This is a genomic window from Arthrobacter sp. NPDC080031 (assembly GCF_040702485.1).
GTDB lineage: Bacteria > Actinomycetota > Actinomycetes > Actinomycetales > Micrococcaceae > Arthrobacter.
In genome coordinates this window covers 1-1,305 of the sequence record NZ_JBFBLA010000063.1, presented here as the reverse complement: position 1 = coordinate 1,305, position 1,305 = coordinate 1, and the positions used below count along the sequence as shown (strand labels likewise).

General features: G+C 63.3%; 3 protein-coding genes. 2 read left to right on the top strand and 1 reads right to left on the bottom strand.

Annotation, left to right across the window (positions count from 1 at the left end; all coding sequences use genetic code 11):
• Positions 1–216: 216 nt before the first annotated feature.
• Both AB0323_RS23975 and AB0323_RS23970 read left to right on the top strand, forming a co-directional pair.
• On the top strand, positions 217–510 hold the full coding sequence (locus AB0323_RS23975) for a MerR family transcriptional regulator (protein ID WP_366179551.1): 294 nt from the start codon (positions 217–219) through the stop codon (positions 508–510).
• Between the two features lie 79 nt (positions 511–589).
• Positions 590–808, top strand: a complete 219-nt coding sequence (locus tag AB0323_RS23970) for a hypothetical protein (RefSeq protein WP_366179550.1) — start codon at positions 590–592, stop codon at positions 806–808.
• Positions 809–853: 45 nt separating this feature from the next.
• Here AB0323_RS23970 and AB0323_RS23965 read toward each other — a convergent pair whose 3' ends face one another.
• Positions 854–1,174: a hypothetical protein gene (locus tag AB0323_RS23965; protein ID WP_366179549.1), complete on the bottom strand. Its 321-nt coding sequence runs from the start codon at positions 1,172–1,174 to the stop codon at positions 854–856.
• Positions 1,175–1,305 lie beyond the last annotated feature (131 nt).

Here is a 1,305-nt window from a genome sequence, read left to right as displayed (position 1 = left end):
GGCGGGCCGTGGTGCCCAGAACCTGCTGTGCGAGCCTGTCGAGCTCGCGGAACGGGTCGGTACGCATCAGGATGGTCATTCCTCACTCCTTGCAGTTCGGTGCGATCATTTCCTTCAGCCACCTGGTTTGCTATGGTGGCTGGCATAGATTTTTTATAGCACTGGGGTGAAACTGGTGCAAGGGGGATTTTCGGGTTCTTAAGTTAGGAGAAGCGGATGGAGCCGAAGCGAGGGCGGACCACGGGGGTGTATGCCATTTCCGTGGCTGCGGAATTGGTCGGGACGGGGCAGCAGAACCTGCGCCTGTATGAGCGCAAGGGCCTGCTGGAACCTGGGCGCACTGACGGGGGGACCCGCCGCTATAGCGAACAGGACCTGGATACCCTGCGTCGTATCGGTGAGCTGCTCGAGGATGGTTTGAATCTGGCCGGAATCCGCATGGTCCTTGAACTTGAAGCGGCGAACCGGCGGCTGGAACGGGAACTGGCGGCGGCCCGGACCCGGCGCTGAGCGGCCCATTGTCCGCCTGGCCTTGTGCTGTTATTACCGTTGTAGCGGCGGTCCCGGACGGCCGCTGAGGGGAGTCCTGATGGACGCGCAATCAATCTTCGGCTTCGTCGCCGGCTATGTCGCAGCGGGCGTCGCAGTGTTCCTCCTGTACTTGCCTCTCCTGGTTCTGTTCGTGGTGCTGCTGCTTGCGGCGGGCATCCTGGAGCTCATCGCATTACCGTTCCTGGCTTTGTTCCGGGGACTTCGCGGGCGTGGAAAGTCCGACGTTTCGACGGGTGGATCGTTGCTTCCGGGATGACATGTCACTAGGTCCGAGATAGGACACGCGGCGGGGGCGTTCTGTTTACTGGTCCAAGACGCTGTCGATGAGTTCCTTGAGGATTTCCCAGAAGTCCCGGGCCCTGTACGAGGTGACCGGTCCGCGGCCCTGTGCTTCGCGGACGGTATCTGCGACGGCAATGGCTTCTGCGAACAGCTCGGCCGTTATGGCGGGGACACGTTCCGCTTCAAGACTGAGGATGTGCCGGACCAGTTCGCGCGAGTGCCGGTCGGTCTCCCCCTCCCGTTCCGGGGCCAGGCCGCTGTGCTCCAGCCGTGTGGACGCGGACTCGAATCCGCGGTCCACATGGGGACCGAAGCCCTGGTCCATGTACAGGATGGACATGTCAGTTTCCTCCCTAAATCTCCCTCTGGCAGCCCACGGTCCCTGTTGCCGGGGCCCTGGGGTGTGGGGATGGTCCCCGGCCCGCTGGGCCGGGGACCATCGGTGCGGGAGACATCGTCGGGGGCCGCTTT